General features: G+C 68.6%; 12 protein-coding genes. 2 read left to right on the forward strand and 10 right to left on the reverse strand.

Annotation, left to right across the window (positions count from 1 at the left end; translation table 11 throughout):
* Nucleotides 1–44: 44 nt before the first annotated feature.
* Entirely contained in the window at nt 45–1730 is a 1686-nt protein-coding gene (locus tag BM031_RS07785) for a methyl-accepting chemotaxis protein (RefSeq protein ID WP_091873336.1), read from the reverse strand.
* Nucleotides 1731–2004: 274 nt separating this feature from the next.
* Between BM031_RS07785 and BM031_RS07790 the strand changes: the two genes are divergently transcribed.
* Nucleotides 2005–2697 carry an outer membrane beta-barrel protein gene (locus BM031_RS07790; RefSeq protein ID WP_091873339.1) on the forward strand — a complete coding sequence of 231 codons (693 nt, stop codon included), beginning with the start codon at nt 2005–2007 and terminating at the stop codon, nt 2695–2697.
* Nucleotides 2698–2744: 47 nt separating this feature from the next.
* Nucleotides 2745–3704, forward strand: coding sequence for a DUF3108 domain-containing protein (locus BM031_RS07795; protein WP_091873342.1), 960 nt, complete (start codon nt 2745–2747; stop codon nt 3702–3704).
* Nucleotides 3705–3748: 44 nt separating this feature from the next.
* Here BM031_RS07795 and BM031_RS07800 read toward each other — a convergent pair whose 3' ends face one another.
* The 9 genes from BM031_RS07800 to BM031_RS07840 form a co-directional block, all read right to left on the reverse strand.
* Nucleotides 3749–5413, reverse strand: a complete 1665-nt coding sequence (locus BM031_RS07800) for a peptide chain release factor 3 (protein ID WP_091873345.1) — start codon at nt 5411–5413, stop codon at nt 3749–3751.
* Nucleotides 5414–5524: 111 nt separating this feature from the next.
* Entirely contained in the window at nt 5525–10150 is a 4626-nt protein-coding gene (locus BM031_RS07805; RefSeq protein ID WP_091873348.1) for a pilus assembly protein, read from the reverse strand.
* Between the two features lie 42 nt (nt 10151–10192).
* Entirely contained in the window at nt 10193–10780 is a 588-nt protein-coding gene (locus tag BM031_RS07810; protein WP_091873351.1) for a pilus assembly PilX family protein, read from the reverse strand.
* On the reverse strand, nt 10777–11964 hold the full coding sequence (locus BM031_RS07815; protein ID WP_229408701.1) for a PilW family protein: 1188 nt from the start codon (nt 11962–11964) through the stop codon (nt 10777–10779). The genes BM031_RS07810 and BM031_RS07815 overlap by 4 nt, the downstream gene beginning before the upstream one ends.
* Before the next feature lie 5 nt (nt 11965–11969).
* On the reverse strand, nt 11970–12416 hold the full coding sequence (locus BM031_RS07820) for a PilV family protein (protein WP_091873358.1): 447 nt from the start codon (nt 12414–12416) through the stop codon (nt 11970–11972).
* Nucleotides 12413–13045 (reverse strand): pilus assembly FimT family protein, encoded by a 633-nt coding sequence (locus BM031_RS07825; protein WP_177207682.1) that lies wholly within the window; start codon nt 13043–13045, stop codon nt 12413–12415. Before BM031_RS07825 ends, BM031_RS07820 begins: the two co-directional genes overlap by 4 nt.
* Nucleotides 13033–13464, reverse strand: coding sequence for a type IV pilin protein (locus tag BM031_RS07830; RefSeq protein ID WP_091873363.1), 432 nt, complete (start codon nt 13462–13464; stop codon nt 13033–13035). Before BM031_RS07830 ends, BM031_RS07825 begins: the two co-directional genes overlap by 13 nt.
* Before the next feature lie 210 nt (nt 13465–13674).
* Nucleotides 13675–15009, reverse strand: a complete 1335-nt coding sequence (locus tag BM031_RS07835) for a sensor histidine kinase (protein ID WP_091873366.1) — start codon at nt 15007–15009, stop codon at nt 13675–13677.
* Entirely contained in the window at nt 15006–15674 is a 669-nt protein-coding gene (locus BM031_RS07840; protein WP_091873369.1) for a response regulator transcription factor, read from the reverse strand. Before BM031_RS07840 ends, BM031_RS07835 begins: the two co-directional genes overlap by 4 nt.
* Between the last annotated feature and the right edge of the window lie 166 nt (nt 15675–15840).

Here is a 15840-nt window from a genome sequence, read left to right on the forward strand (position 1 = left end):
GGTTCGGGCAGTGCCCGAACTGACGAACACATGCTCGCTTTCACTCACTTGCGGCTCGAGGCGAGCCGCAAGTGAGAACGTTCATGACGGCGGCGTTCCCTGGGCAAATCCCGGGTGACGCCGCTTTCTTTTTGGGCGGGCTGGATGCCTTGCGGCGCCAGCTGAGGCTCCCCTTCCGGCTCCCCAAGCTGGAAGGCCGCCACCGTGCGCGACAGCGCGAGCGCTTGCATCTGCAGGGTGCGCGCCGCCGCCGCGGCTTCTTCCACCAGCGCGCAATTCTGCTGGGTTACCTCGTCCATTTTGACGATGGCCTGGTTGACCTCTTGCAGGTTGCCGGCCTGGCCGGCGCTGGCGCTGCCGATGCCGCCGACGATGTCTTCCACCTCGCGCGCCGAGCTGGCGGCCTGCGTAATGCTGGCGCCCGCCTGCGCCGCCCACGCGGCGCATCCCTCGATCTCGGCCACCGAGCGCGCCGCCAGGTCGCGCACCTCGCGCGCGGCCAGCGCAGCGCGCTGGGCCAGCGTCCGCACCTCGGCCGCCGCGTCGGCGAACTCGCGCCCGCGCGCGCCGCCGCGCGCCGCTTCCAGCGCGGCATTCAGGGCCAGGGTACCGGCTTCGCTGGCGAAGGCATCGACCGCGCCGGCGGCGTCGAGCGCTCGCAAGGCGTCCTCCTTCACCGAGGCCATGGTGGCGGCCATCCGGTCGACCTGCAGGCCGCCCTGGCGGGCGCTGGTCGATGCCGACTGTGCCAGGCGGTTGGCGGCCTGCACGCTGGTGGCGGTCACGGTCACGGTCTCGGCCAGCTGCTGCATCGAGGCGGCCGTGTCTTCCAGCGAGCGGCCGCGAAAAACGGCGCGGCTGTGCATGCTCAGGTTGCCCAGGGTGATGTCGCGCGAGGCGCTGCCGATGCTGCGCGCCGATTCCAGCACGGTGCGCAGGGTGCCGTTCAGGTTGCGGATCCCGGCGTCGAGCGCGCGCGAGGTCTCGCCGATCTCGTCGTCGCCATAGACCCGCGCCTGGATCGTCAGGTCGCCGCTGGCCAGCCCCATCGCCGCCGCGCCGATGCCGCGGATTTCAAGCAGCAGCACGCGCCGCACCGCCATCGTGATCCCCAGCGACACCGCGACCGCCAGCAGGATCACGAGAGGCATCAGGCCGGCCGTGACGCGGAAGTCGGCGGCCGCGCTGCTGGACGCCGCTTCGGACAGGTCGCGCTCCAGCCTGGCCAGCAGGGCCAAGCGCTGCGCCATCACGGCGAACGCCGCCTCCGGCTTGACCATGGCGTTGGCGCCGATGGTCTGGTCGGCGTGCGCCAGCTCCACCACGTCGCGCGCCGCCCGCACATACAGCCGGTGGGCCAGCGCAGCCTGGTCGACGTGGCGCCGTTCGGCGCTGTCGGCCCGCGTCTGCCGCACCAGCTCCGCGAAAGCGCGCTCGATGGCGCCGTGCTGGCGGTGGATGTCGGCGATGAGCAGGTCGATGCGCGGGCGCGAGAAGCTGCTGCTGATCCAGGTGAGCAGCTTGTAGGTGTCGGCGTGCACCCGCTGGGCCTGGGCCACCAGCTCGGTGGCGCTGCGCATCTGCACCGCGCGGGGCCCGACAATGTCCTGCAGCGACTGGTGCTGACGCACCATCGCGTAATAGGCGGCGCTGGACAGCATCACCAGCAGCAACAGCACGACGCCTGGCGCGAGCAGGAGTTTCGGACCGATCTTCAGGCGCGACAGCATGGCTCACGCGTGCCGCAGGAAGGGGTGGGGGAAGGAAGGATTCCGGACGATGTGCATGATGCCTCCCTGATGTAAACGCATTCAATTTCCCAAACGCATTGGATGAATCTACGCGGTTCAATATCGAGGGGGTTTGCGGTCGATCATATCGACGGGTTTCTAGCCGCCGAACCAACAGACAGTGGTATTGTGAAACAGATACTTACCAATTTGATATAGTTTGCGCCGCGGCACGCTGTATCCTGTCGCTCGACCGATCAACCAGGGGACACGCATGAAGGCCAGGCTCATTGTCGTTGCAGCAGCATTCCTTGCCATTGGCGGCGCGCAGGCGCAGCTGCTCGATGCACCGGCCGATACCATAACGCCGCGCCTGTCGGCGGATGCGGGCCGGTTTGGACCACTGGCTGCCGGCTTCACGAAGTATTCGCCCCTCTACGGCGGCAACGAAACGGCCAATCCCAACGACCGCCAGTTCCCCGGCTTTCGCACCGATCCCAGGCTCGTGCTCGGCTACGTCTTCAATCAGTACTTGGCGCTGGAAACCGGCTACGCGCACCTGCGCGACAAGGGCTTCCACAAGATCGACACCTTCGAACCCGAAGAGCGGGCTGCCGAAGCCGCCGTCGCCGCCGGTGCGCTGGGCGCCAGGAGCCATACCACCTACATTGCCGCCAAGCTCACCCTGCCGCTGAGCGAGCGCCTCACAACTTACGGCAAGGTCGGCGTCGCGCACAGCGAAGTCAGGAACGACGGCCTGCTGGCGCCGCAGCGGGTGCGCCCGAACCGGCCCAGCGAGTTTGTCGGCGAATCAGGCCGGGGGGGCTACGGGGCCATCGGCGCGAAGTACAAGCTGAACGACCGGACCACGCTCAGCGGCGAGGCGGTGAGCAACGCCAGCGCCAGGCAGTTCGGCAAGGCGTCGAACGCCAGCGGCGTGAAAGGCAGCGTCGGGATCGGGTTTTAGGATCCGCTCCGCTGTCGGGCGGCGTGCCGCCCGGTTACACTAGCGGGATGACGACCAGCACGACGACCAGCCCCCGATTCGGCGCCATCCTGGCGCGGCACCGGCGCCTGCTGGCGCTGGGCGCGCTGTCGCTGCTGCTGCACCTGATGGCCCTGGCCTGGGTCGATCTGCGCATCGACGCACCGCCTGTCCTGGCCGGGAGACAGGACCTCGCTGTCCGACTGGTCCAGCCCGCGCCCCCGGCGCCTGCCGCAGCGGCCGCACCCGCAGCGATGCTTCCCGATACTGCCGCACCCCTTGCCCCCGCCGACGAAGTACGCCCTGCCCCGCCGCCGCAAACTGCAAGCACCGCGGCCACTCCCGCCCAAGGCGGTGAACCGGTCCAGATGCCCAGCCGCTACCGCGTGTCGATGCCGCCCAGCGCGGTGCTCACCTACGAGGTAAGCGATGGTTCAGGCGTGACGGGTGACGCTTCCCTGGACTGGTCGACCGACGGCGTGCAGTACCGGCTCGCGATGGACGGCATCCTGGGACGGATCGACAGCGAAGGGGGCACCGACGACGCCGGCATTGCGCCGCTGCGCGCCAGCTATCGCATCGGCAGCGGCAGCGCCTCGGTCGCCTTCGAGCGCGAGCGGCGCGCCATCGTGTTCGAAAGTGTCGGCCGCAGCGCCCAGGACACGCCGGGCAGCCAGGACGGCGCGAGCTTGCTGATGCAGCTGGCCGGCATCGGGCTGGCCGATCCGGACCAGCTGCAGGATGCGGTGGATGTCTATGTCGGCCGGGCCGACGGGGCGGCGGTGGAGCGCTACCAGGTACTGGGCCGCGAACAATTGGAGACGCCGCTGGGCGGCATGGAAACGCTGCACCTGGCGCGAACAGGCAGCGTGCGGACGGAGATCTGGCTGGCGCCAGGCCAGGGCTGGCTGCCGGTGCAGCTGCGCACGACGGCGCAGGACGGCAGCTTGCGCACCCAGACCATCAAGCAAATCAGGCGAACACCGTAGGGCGGTCGGCTCCGCCGACCGCCCTACGGCCACGATAGCGTCGTTTACGCCAGCTTGGCCGCGTGCTCGCGCGTTGCGTGGAAGGTCAGCTTCGGCCAGCGTTCCTGCGTCAGGCGCAGGTTGACGCCCGAGGTGGCGAGGAAGGCCATGTTGCCGGCCGCGTCATAGGCGACCTGGTGGCCGAGCTGGTTCTCGAAGTCCCCCAGGGCCTTCTTGTCGTCGCTCGACACCCAGCGCGCGCTGCTGATGCTGCTGCTCTCGAACACCGCGTCCACGCCGTATTCATTCAACAGGCGGCTCGCCACCACTTCGAACTGCAGCACGCCGACCGCGCCCAGGATCAGGTCGCTGCCCAGCACCGGCTTGAACACCTGCACCGCGCCCTCTTCGCCCAATTGCTGCAGGCCCTTGTGGAGCTGCTTCACTTTCAGCGGATTGCGGATGCGCACGGTGCGGAACAGGTCCGGCGCGAAGTACGGGATGCCGGTGAAGGTCAGCATCTCGCCTTCGGAGAAGCTGTCGCCGATCTGCATGTTGCCGTGGTTCGGCAGGCCGATGATGTCGCCGGCGTAGGCTTCCTCGACCTGTTCGCGGCTCGAGGCCATGAAGGTCACCACCGACGACAGCTTGACGTCGCGGCCAAGGCGCAGGTGCTTGACCTTCATGCCTTTTTCGAAACGGCCCGAGCACACCCGCAGGAAAGCGATGCGGTCGCGGTGGGCCGGGTCCATGTTGGCCTGGATCTTGAAGACGAAGCCGGAGAACTTCGGCTCTTCCGGCTTGACGTCGCGCACGGTGGCGTCGCGCTCGCGCGGCGCCGGGGCCCAGTCGACCAGGGCCGACAGGATCTCGCGCACGCCGAAGTTGTTGATCGCCGAACCGAAGAACACCGGGGTCTGCACGCCGGCCAGGAAGCGTTCCAGGTCGAACACGTGCGAGGCGCCGTGTACCAGTTCCACTTCCATCTTGAGCTGCTCGATCTCGAGCGGGAACATGGCGGCCAGCTTCGGGTTGTCGATGCCCTTGACGATCTCGAAGGCGCCGTCGGCCTTTTCTTCGCCGGCCTTGAACAGCATGATCTCGTCCTTCAGCAGGTGGTACACACCGCGGAAGTTCTTGCCCATGCCGATCGGCCAGGTCACCGGCGCGCATTCGATCTTGAGCACCGATTCGACTTCGTCGAGCAGTTCGAGCGGATCGCGGGTTTCGCGGTCCATCTTGTTCATGAAGGTGACGATCGGGGTGGCGCGCATGCGGCAGACGTCGAGCAGCTTGATGGTCTGTTCTTCCACGCCCTTGGCGGCGTCGATCACCATCAGTGCCGAGTCGACCGCGGTCAGCACGCGGTAGGTGTCTTCCGAGAAGTCCTGGTGGCCCGGGGTGTCGAGCAGGTTGACCACGTGGTCGCGAAACTCGAACTGCATCACCGAGGACGCGACCGAAATGCCGCGCTGCTTCTCGATGTCCATCCAGTCGGAGGTGGCGTGGCGGCCGCTCTTGCGGCCCTTGACGGTGCCGGCGAGCTGGATCGCGCCCGAGAACAGCAGCAGCTTCTCGGTCAGCGTGGTCTTGCCCGCGTCAGGGTGGGAAATGATGCCGAAGGTGCGGCGGCGCGCGACTTCGCGCGGGATCTGTCCGGCCTGGCGGCTGGCGGCGGTATCGGCGCCAGCGGCGCTGTCGTCGGTAGGGAAATCGGTATCGTTGGACATAGTCGAGCCTTGCAAAGTGGCCCTTGGGCGAAAACCCTCGATTTTACCGATTCTGGCTCCTGTCGTGTGAAGAGAATCGCGCGGCCCGGGACCGGGCCGCGCAGGCCCGGGCTATTCGCGCACCCGGCGCCAGCCGGCGCGGCGGGTCGGGATCACCGCCGCCGGCTTGTGGTCCTCGACCTTGGTTTCGCCGGTGGCGGTGGTGGCGATGGTCTTGGAGGCGCCGTTGGACAGGGTGATGTTGATGAAGCCGACCACGCCCGCATTGTTCGACAGGGTCTTGCCGGCGTATTCGCCCACCGCGCGCCCGGTGCACAGGTCCAGGCCATAGATGTTGGCGGTGCCGCCCACCGAGCACGACGAAGACGAGCTTGGGATGTTGGTGACCATGGTCAGCGTGCCCAGCACGATCTTCGGGTCGAGGTTGATGCGCTCGCCCGTATTGCGGTCGAAGTCGACATACCAGCCCGCCTGGGTGCCCAGGTCCACCTCGGGGCCGGCGATGGTGTAGGTGTCGCCCGCCGAGCCGGACACCTTGGTCAGCGTCTGCTTCGGCATCGCCGCCGCCGTGCGCCAGCTGGCCGCGCTGATCGCGGTGCCGCTGTCGCGCAGCACATAGGCCGACTGGACCGCCGTGTTGGCGACGTCGCCGATGTCGAGCAGGCGCCCGGTGCCGAAGGCCACCACGCGCTCGGCCGCCGCGGTGACGACGCCGTCGGTATTGGTGGTCTCGACCCGGCACAGGGCCACGTCGGGACGGGTCGTGATCGGCTGGGCGGCGCCGGCGTCGCCCATCTTGATCATGCGCACCGTGCCCGGGCTGGTGAAGTCGAAACGCCACATCTGGCCCAGGTTGTCGCCGCCGTAGACGTAGGTCACCAGCGGGTCGGTGGACGGGTTGGTGGTGATCGCCGTGATCTTGGCAAAGCCCGACGGCGTGGTCGTGCTGCCGGTATTGGTGGTGATGCGGTCCAGGACCTGGCCGGTGGCGACGTCCACCACGAACAGGTAGCCCTTGCCGCTGCCGCTATTGACGCCTTCCACGCCCGGGATGTTGTTGTAGGCCGAGGTCAGGAACACCACCCAGCGTTCGGCGCCGCTGGCGTTCTTCCACAGGCCGAACTGCGCGTTGCCGAAGGACAGGCCGATTTCGGGTTCATGGTTGATGCCGGCGCACACGGTGGCGTCGGCGCACAGTTCCCACAGGGCGCGCGGCTGTTCCGGATTGGTGACGTCGAGCGCGTAGTAGCCGCGCCCGCCCGCATTCAGCCCCCCCACCAGCACCGTGCGCCATTCGCCGCCGATCTGCACGTCGGCCACTTCCGGCGAGCCATCCACCGTGTACTGGTGGTTCACGCCGTAGTTGATGCTGGCCTGGACCGGCAGCTTCTTCATCGTGATGCGCGGCACGTAGGCCCACAGTTCTTCGCCGTCGTCCGAGGCGAACGCGTGCAGCATGCCGTCGTTGGCCGCCACGTACACGGCGCCGGCGCGCGAGGCGTGGGTCACCTTGAAGTCGTTGTAGCCGGCGCGGGTGTACATCTTGCGCGGATCGCGCACGAAGGCCGGCTTGGCCGACGCGATGTCGCCCAGCACCAGCGGCACCGCCGCCGTCAAGCCCTGGGGAATGGTGTCCGAGACCGCGTAGGAACGCAGCACCGTATTGTCCGCGTACTGCTGCTGCCCGCGCAGCCAGTTGACGATGGTGGCGCCGCTGTTGACGATCGCCTGGTTGGCGCCGGACAGGTTGGCGCACTGCGACAGCAGGTTGCACTTGTTGTCGAACCAGCCGCGTTCCTGGGCATTCATGTCGGCGTAGTCGAAGTCCTTGAGCGACCCGGTGGTGTCGGTATCGAGCATCAGGATGCGGCGCGTGTCGCTGCTGCGGCCAACCTTGCGGCCGACGATGGTCGACGAATTCCATGCCTCGGCCGGCTCGACGATGCCGGTGACGATGTTGATCTTGCGCTTGGTGAGCTGGCCATACCATTTCACGGTGGTGAAGGTGGCCGAGAAGATGTCATTGTCATACTGCGACACGTTCGGCGTCGAGGTCGCCGATGCGGCGGCGGCGCCGGCCTTGACTTCGATATTCGACAGCGCCGAGCGCAGGCCGGCCACCACCTGCAGCGGGTCGGAGGCCGAGAAGTACTTGCCGTGGCCGTTGATGGCCGCATGCCACAGGTCGTCCACCCGCGACTGGTAGGCGGCCGAGCCGCCGTTGTCGCCGGTCTTCGGGTCGGGCCAGACGTAGGCGCCGCCGCCGTTCCACGGGCAGCCGCTGGTCACGCCGGTGATCAGCTTGTAGAAGTCGCCGCCCACTTGGGCCGCGGTGTCGTAGTTCGGTTCGTAGTTCATGATGCCGTCCACGCCCAGGCCCAGCGTATAGGTCTTCATGTGCAGGCGGGTGTTCTCGCCCGGCGCGGCCGGCACCAGGCCCGGCTTGGTCCAGTCTTCCATCGTCGGGCGCAGCGAGGTGGAGGTGGTGCTGGAGCCGCCGTTGTACCAGTACAGCGCGACGTCGGCCAGCGAATTGGCGCTCTGGGTCGACGGGTCGACGCAGCCCTTGGAGCGCTGGCAGAAGCGCGCCAGGTTTTCCGTATTGTCGTTGCTGACGACGTCCGCCGCGGCATTGCCGTTCCAGTAGCCGTCGGTGGTGACGATGGTGAAGTTCTGCTGGCAGGGGAACTTGACCACCTGGTTGTCGCCCGTGTAATTGTAGGGATACTGGTTGGCGTACAGCTTGCCGATCGCGTGCAGGGCCTGGCGGATCGGGGTCGACTGGTTGCCGTTCATCTCGTACAGGTTCTTGTACCAGGTGGTGCGGTGGGTGCCCGAGAATTTATCCGGGCGCGTCATCGCCCCTTCCGCCGCGGCGCTCGACAGCGAGGTCAGGCCGACGTTGTAGTTGTCGCTGATCGGCTGGAAGGCGTGGCCCACCGTGGTCTTCATCATCTGGTTGCGCGTCTTGTAGTAGGCGTACCAGTTGGCGAAGTTGGTCATTTCTTCGTCGTAGCTGCAGGCGGTGGCGGCGCTGCAGTCGATCCGGTTGCTGCCCTTCGGGTAGCTGGTGCGGGTCGAGACGATGTCGGTGCGCACGAAGACCGAGGCGCCCAGGTCGGTCGCGCTGGCCGGGATGCCGTCGCTCACCGCCGCCGTGATGCTGAAGCCGAGGTAGCCCGGCTTGCTGCTGTTATTGGTCGGCAGGCTGACGCCGATGTTCTTGCCCTCGGCATCCGGGCCGGTATCGACCAGGCAGACCGTGGTGTTGGGCGCGGCCGAGCAGATCGTGCCGCTGCCGCTGGCGCCGCCGACGTAGGCGCGCACGGTGCCGCGGGTGCCGATCTGGTTGCGGATCGCCAGCGCCACCGCGGCGGCGTTGACGCCCCGGCCCAGGCTCAGGCTGGCGCTGAACATGTTCACGCCGCCGAAGGTCAGCTGGGACAGCACCTGGGTCTTGCTGGGGTTGGTGCTGCCGGTGATGGCCAGCAGCGCGGTGGACGAAGTGCCCGACGACACTTTCAGTTCGACGCCGGCGCGGCTGCCGTCCGACAGCAGGGTGCAATTGGGGACCGCCTTGCTGGTGGCGCCCGCCGGGCAGCTGATCGGCACCACCGCCACCACGTTGGTGGTGTCGAGGATGATGCCGAAGCTCGAGCAGGCCGGCACGCCGCCGCCGGTCGGCGTCTTGACGCAGGCGGTGTAGGGCTGGGCCAGGCCGGTCTTGGCGATGATCGAGGCCGCCACCGCATTGGCCACCGCCTGCTGCTTGGCGGCGGTGTTGGTGCCGCTGGCAGCGGTCACGCCCACGTTGGTGATCGTCGCCACGCTGTTGTCGGCATAGGTCGCCGTGACGCTGTTGAGCGTCATCGACGCGCTGCCGCTGGAGGCGCCGATGGTGACGGTGCCGTACCATTCAGCGGGACGGTTCGGGTCGGAATAGCGCGGGTACTTGAAGTTGCCCACGTACTTGGCCTGGCAGTTGGTCAGCGCGCGCGAATCGCACCAGCGCACCCGGGCCGCGAACGGATAGCCGCTTGGCGCGGCCGCGTTCACCGCGGTGACGCGGCAGTTGGTCAGGCTGGCGTCGGTGCAGTACTCGGCGACGTTGATCAGGTAATAGTAGGGGTTGGCGGTGAAGCTGGCGGCCGTATACCGCTCGTCGCTCGGGAACAGGTAGCCGCTGCGGTTCTGGTTGCAGTTGTTGCCGTCGGTGTCGCACCACTTCAGGTCGGGGAAGCCGGTGACCAGGTTGGTCCTGGTACTGGACTGGCCCTGCAGGTCGACGGCGTTGACGCCGAAGCCGTCGGTGGTGACCGAGGTCCAGTTGGTGGTGGTGGTGCGGTCCTGGCTGGCGTAGCTGCTGCCGTCCGCCTTCACGGGCGGGCTGTAGCGCACGCGCGGGTCGTAGTACTGCCGGTTGAAGTCGGGGCTGGCGAAGGGCGGGTCGCCGGCGCGGCAGCCGCGCGTGCTGCCGCCGGCCATGGTGGCGCGTCCGCGGCAGGTGCTGGTGTCGTCGACGTAGTCGGGCGTGAAGGTGCTGCTCATCGAGCCCGAGTTGTCGTACAGGAGCATCAGGTTCGGCTTGACCGTGCCGCTGCCGGTCATGTTCAACAGCGGCAGGTTGGCAATCGCGGTGGGCTCGGCGCGCGCCGGCAGGACCAGGCAGGCCAGCGCCAGCAGCGGAAGCAGCACACGACGTACACGATGCAGGTTGCGGGAAATAAGCCGGTTCATACGCGTTCCGTTCACAAAATTGCGGCGTGCGGGGAAAAGCCCTCAGGCGCCGATCAGGACCACCATCTGGGTGATCACGTTGCCGCCGCGCGGGCCGTCGATGCGCGCGGTGATCACATAGTGCAGCTGCGGCACGCTGGCATACAGCTGCGTGTCCGAGCTCAAGCTGTCGCCCATCCGCACCGTATTGCCGAGGGTCGAGGTGTTGGTGGCCGTCTGGACGCAGGCATTGAGCGGGTCGCTGAAGGCGACGTCGAGCTTGCACATGCGGTGGATGACGTAGCGCACCCGGTTGCCGTCGCCGTCGACCACCTCGCGCGCGCCGTCCCAGAAGCCGGCCGAGCGCACGGTCTGGCTGGTGTCGAGCGTGGCGCGGTAGCCCTGGGCCGGCGCATGGCTGTTGAGCTGGATGCGGCTGGTCCTGGCGGTCTGGCTGAGCCAGCGGAACCCCGTGTGCAGGCCGAAGTCGGCGGCGCGCGCCAGCGTGGCGTCATAGGCCAGGTTGGAGGCCGTCAGGGTGGTCGAATTGCTGGAGCGCAGCAGGTAGATGCTCGACACCAGCATCACCAGCAGCATGATCAGCATGACCGGCAGCGCGACGCCGCCTTGTGCCTTCAAGGATGATGTCATGATGCGGTCGGCCTCCAGCCCGCGTTGCGCAGCGGGACGATGGTTTCGAAGACGCGGTAGCGGTAGCAGCTCCAGTGCGCCGGATCGCCCTCGACCGCGACCGTGACCGGGTCGCCTTCCGGGTTGTCGGCGTCTGCGAAGATGCGCGGGCGTTCGGCGCGCGAGGCCGGAATGCTGCACTGGCCGGCGGCGGTGTCGGGCCGGTCCGGGTTCCTGGCGCGCGCCACCACGGCAATGCGCAGTGCCGAGATGCGCTGGTAGTCGCCGGCGCTGCCGATGGTGCCGTCGCCGTCGGCGTCGATCATCTCGCCCGACCAGGACGACAGGCGCATGCCGTCTTCCGGCTTGAAGTCCTCGCCCACCCGGGTGTCGAAGGCGTATTGCGCCTTGAGCGAGACGATGTTGTCGGCCACCGGCTGCGAATCCGCGCCGGCGCCCTTCATGTCGGTGGAGCGCAGGCGCAGGAAGCCGCCTTCGACCGACCAGGTGCGGAAACCCAGGCTGGCGGCCGGCCCCAGGTTGTACAGGCGCGCCGCGCCGCCCTTGTACTGGGCGCCCAGCGAGCCGCTGTTGTAGCGGTTGCCGGAGCCGGCGATCATCACGTACTGCTGCGACGGCGGCGGCGGCAGGCTGCCGGCGTCGTTCGACACCTGGGCCAGCGAGCACTGCTCGCCCATGGTCTCCGGCGCGACCAGGATCACGTCGCCCTTGCCGAAGCCGTAGGGAATGCGGTCGACGTCGATGCGGGTGCCGCCGATGTAGTCGCTGGTGATGCGCAGGGTGCCGGTGCCGCTGAACGAGCTGCCGGCATACAGGCTGATGCCGTCCGGGCCTTCGCCGCCGGGCTCGATGATCGCGGCGGCCAGCGGGCGCACGGTGGCGGCGCCGCGCGCGGCTTGCGCCATTTCGTAGCCGCCGCTGTCTTCCATCACGGTGTCGCAGCCGACGATGAGCGGGTCGTTCAGGCCGAAGCCGGCATGCTCGGCGTCGCCGCTGATCGAGAACATCGCCAGCATCCCGTTCTGCATCGAATCCGAGCCGCCCAGCGCGGCCCGCTTGTTGCGTTCGGAGTCGGTCATCAGGCGGGTGGCGAACAGCACCGCCAGCAGGCCGATGACGACGCTCACCATCAGCTCGACCAGCGAGAAGCCGCCGGCGCGCGGGAAGCGAAGCGGGATGCGCACGGCGGTCATATCGACCCCGCGAAATAGGAGGTGATGCGGTGGGTGTTGACCGGCGTGTCGGCCTTGCGCTGCCAGCTGATCGCGATGCGCACCTCGGTCGGCGCGGCGCTGGCGCCCGGCGCGACGGCGATCGCGATGGTGGCGCCGGGAATCAGCGCCGTGGTCTCGTCGTGCCACTCGGCCAGCCGCTCCGGCGGCTCGGCCCCGGCCGCCACCGCATATGCAGGCAGGTGCTCGAGGTCGGTGTTCATGATGCCGAGCAGCTTGTTGGCGGCGATGGTGGCTTCGGCGCGCATGCCGGCGTCGGCCAGCGCCGCGTACGAGCGCGCCTGCAGGCCGATGGTGCCGAGCAGGCCGATCGCCAGGATCACAGCGGCCAGGAGCGACTCGAGCAGTGCGATGCCGCGCTGGCGGCGCAGCCGGAATGGGATGGGTGGGCGTGGTCGGCTCATTCGGGGCACCTGCGCGAATCGTCGGCGGCCACGTTCGGGTCGCATGTGGCGGCAACGCCGGCCAGGGTCAATACCACGCTGGCGGGGCGGAACGGGGCTTCCTCAACGTCGACCGGGTCCAGGTCGATGCGCATCATGCGCGTGTCGGCCTGGGTGTCGACCCAGCCCAGCGGGGTGAAATAGACTTCCAGCGCGCCATCGGGGCCGGTACTCACGGCCAGCCGGTTGGTGCCGGGGAGCGACTCGGCGCTGCGCCCGATCGAGGTGAAGCCGTCGCCGGCGGCGCCCTCGGGCTTGACGGCGTCGGCCAGGGTCGACCAGTCGCCGGCGTCTTCATTGCAGGGCGTTTCCGGGGTCGGGAAGCAGACGTCGACCTGCCAGTCGTATTGGCCGCTGGCCGCGTTGCGCGTCAAGACCAGGCGGCTGGCGCTGTTCAGGGCCAGCGCCTTGGCGCGCGCCGTGCCGAGGCCTTCGGCGTAGAACTGGGTGGCGGCGGCGGCCTTGGTGGCGGCGACCCAGTCTGCCATGCGCGGCACGCCCACCGCCAGCAGCACGGCGAACACGGCCAGCGCGATCAGCGCCTCCACCAAGGTGAAGCCGCGCGCCAGGCGTGGGCTTACTGGGTGCACGTGCCCTCCTTGCGGTCGACCCAGCAGTCGTCGCTGCCGGTCCAGCCGTCCGGCACGCCGGTAGTGGCGCGCCTGCCGTTCTGGTCGATCGTGAAGACGAAACCGTCGGCCGTGCCCTGCCCGGTCGCCGTCACCAGGTAGGCGCTGGCGCTGGACTCGGTGAGCTCGTAGGCGAAGTTGTCGGAGTCCTTCGGCATCAGCTTGAGCGCAGCGGCGTCGAAACCGGCGTAGCTGCGGGTATTCGACCAGTGCTGCTCCATGCGCGGCTGCAGGCCGGCCAGGCCGGTGAAGGCCTCGGTCAGGCGCGCACGCATCATGTAGCCGTTGTACGACGGCAGGGCCACGGCAGTCAGGATGCCGATGACGACCACCGTAATCATGATTTCAATGAGGGTAAAACCTGCCTGGCGCTTGATCATGGACTGTTCTCCGAAGGATCCGGCGGACTGCCGGAATGTTTCCATGTGGAATCATAACCTACGAAGCTTGCATTTCCCTGAGGAAATCCTGACAAAATCCTGACAAACGCACAGGTGGGTGGTCCGGTTTCACGACCGCGCGTTCAGCTCCCGGATGCGCAGCCGCGACGCGTGCCGGAGTCGAACGCGCGGTCGGCGGAGCCGACCACCCTACGGGAAGCGCACGGTAAAAGTGGAGCCGGTCCCGTCCGGACCGCTCGACAAGGCCACTTCGGCCCCGTGCGCGTCGGCGATATCGCGCACGATCGCCAGGCCCAGCCCGCTCCCGGTGCTGTGCTGGTCCAGCCGCACGAAGCGCTGGAACACCTGGCCGCGCTGTTCCGGCGGGATTCCGGGCCCGGAATCCTCGACCGCGAACAGGGCCCCGTCTGGCGTCGGGCGGCAGTGCACGGTGACGGTGCCGTGCTCCGGCGTGTAGCGCAGCGCGTTGTCGACCAGGTTGTCGACCAGGTCGCGCAGCATGTAGCGCTCGCCCACCACCCTGGCGGAGGCAAGTTCGAAGCCGAGGTCGATGTCCTTGCTGGCCGCCTGCTCGACGAAGGATTGCACCGCCTCGGTCACGATGGCGGCCAGGTCGAGCGGCGCCAGCTGGGCGCGCTCGAAGCGGTCGGGCCCGGCGCGCTCGAGCGAGAGCAGCTGGTTGGCCTGGCGGATCATGCGCTCGTTGGCGCGCAGCAGCAGCTCGACGGTGCGCTGGGTGTCGGGGTCGTCGCGGTGGCGCGTGGCCAGCCATTCGAGCTGCAGGCGCAGGCCGGCCAGGGGGGTGCGCAGCTGGTGGGCGACGTTGGCGCGGAAGTCGTCCTGCGCCCTGGCCCCGGCGGCGATCCGTCCGAGCAGCGCGTTGAAGGCGGTGACCAGCGGCGCCAGCTCGCGCGGCATGCCGGCGTCGTCCAGCGGCGCCAGGTCGCTGCTGCCGCGCGCATCGAGGCGCGCGCGCAGGCGGGCCAGCGGGGCCAGGCCGTTGCCGACCGAGAACCAGACCAGGCCCACCAGTGCCAGGCTGAACAGCACTTCGAGCAGCACCAGCGCGCGCACGATGGCGGCGCGCACCTGCTGGCGCTGGCTCAGGGTACGGGCGACGCCGACCTCGACCGGCCCGCCGCTGGTGGTCACCAGCAGGCTGGCCACGCGCACCGGCTGCCCGTGCATGCTGGCGTCGCGCACTTGCGCGCCGTCCTCGCGGCGGGGAAAGGCGGCGTCGCCGGCCAGCACCCGCCCGCCGGTGTCGCGCACCACAAACCAGCTGGCGTCGGGCGAGCCCGCGCCGAGCACGCGGGCGGCGGCGCCCGGCACATCGGCCTGGACCACGCCCCCGTCCGGGCGCAGGCGCGCCGCCAGGCCGGTGGCGGCATCCAGCAATCCCTGGTCGAAGGCGAGCTGGGCGGGCGTCCAGGCCAGCAGGTAGGTGAGGCTGGCGGCCAGCAGGTTGAATACCAGGATGGGCGCGACCAGCCACTTGAGCAGGCGCAGCCGGATACTCGTCACGCCGCCTCTAACAGGTAGCCGAAGCCGCGGATGGTGCGGATCGCCACCCCGGCGCCGTCGAGCTTGAGGCGCAGGCGCGACACGTAGACCTCGACCGCATTGAGCGTGAGGTCGTCGCCCCAGGGCGCGATGGCGTCGATGATCTGCTGTTTCGATACCACCCGGCCGGCCTGCTGCAGCAGGTATTCGAGCACGCCCCACTCGCGCGCCGACAGGTCCAGGACCCGTTCGCCTACGCGCGCACGGCGCGTTGCACTGTCGAGGCTGAGGTGCGCCAGGCCCAGGTGGGCCGGCGGCGGGGCGAAGCGCCGGGCCAGCGCGCGGATGCGCGCGACCAGTTCGGCGCTGGCGAAGGGCTTGACCAGGTAGTCGTCGGCGCCCGTCTCCAGCCCGCGCACCCGGTCTTCGACGGCGTCGCGGGCAGTGAGCAGCAGGACCGGGGTGGCGGCGCCGCGGGCGCGCAGGCGGCGCAGCACTTCGAAGCCGTCGATGCCGGGCAGGCCGATGTCGAGGATGAGCACGGCCGGCTGGGCGCCCTGCAGGCGGGCGTCGGCGGCCACCCCGTCGCGCACCAGTTCGACCTGCATGTCCTGGGCATGCAAGGTGCGCACCAGCCCGTCGGCCAGCACGGTATCGTCTTCGACGAGCAGCAAGGGCAAAGGCATCGTTGGTTCAATGAGGTGGGGAGATCACATTATGCGCGAATTCATTTCCCGACCGCAAAAAAACAAATGGCAGAACGGCAAAACGCCTAGTAGGACTGGACTGACACAACTCCCTGCGACAAGCCTACACAGGGGCGACTGCCAGTCTTATGTTCGCCAACAGACT

Source organism: Massilia yuzhufengensis (genome assembly GCF_900112225.1).
GTDB lineage: Bacteria > Pseudomonadota > Gammaproteobacteria > Burkholderiales > Burkholderiaceae_D > Telluria > Telluria yuzhufengensis.

What these genes read in the sequence shown, in the direction of transcription:
- BM031_RS07805 (WP_091873348.1), bottom strand. Translation starts at nt 10,150, where the DNA reads ATGAACCGGCTTATTTCCCGCAACCTGCATCGTGTACGTCGTGTGCTG.
- BM031_RS07795 (WP_091873342.1), top strand. Translation starts at nt 2,745, where the DNA reads ATGACGACCAGCACGACGACCAGCCCCCGATTCGGCGCCATCCTGGCG.
- BM031_RS07830 (WP_091873363.1), bottom strand. Translation starts at nt 13,464, where the DNA reads ATGATCAAGCGCCAGGCAGGTTTTACCCTCATTGAAATCATGATTACG.
- BM031_RS07820 (WP_091873358.1), bottom strand. Translation starts at nt 12,416, where the DNA reads ATGAGCCGACCACGCCCACCCATCCCATTCCGGCTGCGCCGCCAGCGC.
- BM031_RS07790 (WP_091873339.1), top strand. Translation starts at nt 2,005, where the DNA reads ATGAAGGCCAGGCTCATTGTCGTTGCAGCAGCATTCCTTGCCATTGGC.
- BM031_RS07840 (WP_091873369.1), bottom strand. Translation starts at nt 15,674, where the DNA reads ATGCCTTTGCCCTTGCTGCTCGTCGAAGACGATACCGTGCTGGCCGAC.
- BM031_RS07810 (WP_091873351.1), bottom strand. Translation starts at nt 10,780, where the DNA reads ATGACATCATCCTTGAAGGCACAAGGCGGCGTCGCGCTGCCGGTCATG.
- BM031_RS07800 (WP_091873345.1), bottom strand. Translation starts at nt 5,413, where the DNA reads ATGTCCAACGATACCGATTTCCCTACCGACGACAGCGCCGCTGGCGCC.
- BM031_RS07785 (WP_091873336.1), bottom strand. Translation starts at nt 1,730, where the DNA reads ATGCTGTCGCGCCTGAAGATCGGTCCGAAACTCCTGCTCGCGCCAGGC.